The organism is Streptomyces sp. NPDC005963, from assembly GCF_040638655.1.
Lineage (GTDB): Bacteria > Actinomycetota > Actinomycetes > Streptomycetales > Streptomycetaceae > Streptomyces.
Genome location: NZ_JBEXVD010000094.1, coordinates 1 through 1218 on the forward strand (window position 1 = coordinate 1; position 1218 = coordinate 1218).

Sequence of the window (1218 nt, forward strand, 5' to 3'; positions counted from 1 at the left end):
CCCGCCCCGCACCGCCGCAAGCTCCCCAGCCCTCATACAGCCAGCGAACTACCGAACACCCAACATGACAAGACAGCTAACAAAGCACTACTAGCCTGCGGGGCATGATCGCCCTGCTGCACACCTCCCCGGTCCACGTCCCGGTCTTCGACGCCCTGCGTGACCGTGATCACCCCGATGTGGAACTGCTCCACACCGTTCGGGTGGATCTGTTGGAACGGGCGGTCGACGAAGGGCCCGACGCCGTGGCCCCGGCGCTCGTCGATGCCCTCGTCGATGCCGTGGGCCGGGGTGCGACCTCGGTGCTGTGCACCTGCTCGACCCTGGGGGCGATCGCAGAGGCGAGCGCCGTTGCCGTGGGAGTGCCGGTGCTCCGGGTCGATCGGCCGATGGCCGCCGTGGCTGCCGGGAGGCGTCGCGTGGCGGTGGTCGCCGCCTTGGCCAGTACCGTCGAGCCGACCGTGGCGCTGATCCACGAGGAAGCCCGGGCACGTGCCGGGCAGCAGGACGGCCTTGGGCCGGCCCAAGGACCTGACGTGCACGCGGTCGTGGTCGACGGCGCCTGGGAGCGTTTCCTGGCCGGTGATCGCAAGGGGTACCTCGATGCCGTGGCCGCTGCCGTCGACGCCCTGGGCGACGCCGATGTCATCGTGCTGGCCCAGGCGTCGATGGCGGACGCCGTCGAGCGGACTCGAACGCCCGTTCCCGTGCTCTCCAGTCCCCGCTCAGGGCTACAGGGCGCTGTGGCAGCCCTCCGGGCACATCAGCGGTCCCCACGGGGCTCCACCGGCTGATGGAGAGCATCGGGTGCCCTTCCCGGGTCGGCAGTGGTGGGTGTGGGTCCCGCAGGCGGGGGAACGCGGATGGCGAGAGAGTGGGAACGCATGACTTTTGCACCATGGAGGTCTGGCATGACCCAACCACCCGTACCGCCTTCACCCGTCCCGAGCCCCGGGCCGCCCGGGCCGGATCCCGGGCCCCTGCCCGGTCCGGTGCCCAGTCCGACGCCACCGCCGGGACCCGCGCCCGACCCGATTCCGCACCCTCCCACGCCCGGCCCCGAGCCCCGGCCACCCGAGCCGGAGCCCGCCCCCGGCCCTGTCTGAGCCGCGGTTTCACCAGGGGTGGTGGGGGGCGTGGGGGGGGGCCGCGCCGCCCACCCCACCCGACCACACCACACACATCACACTACAACACCCCACCCCCCAACTCAAGTAC

General features: G+C 72.0%; 1 protein-coding gene. It reads left to right on the forward strand.

Translation table 11 applies throughout. The annotated features are described in order from the left end of the window. Positions 1–104: 104 nt before the first annotated feature. A complete protein-coding gene (locus ABZ348_RS34705) occupies positions 105–794 on the forward strand; it encodes an aspartate/glutamate racemase family protein (RefSeq protein WP_358940009.1) in 690 nt (229 codons plus the stop codon). Positions 795–1218: the final 424 nt, after the last annotated feature.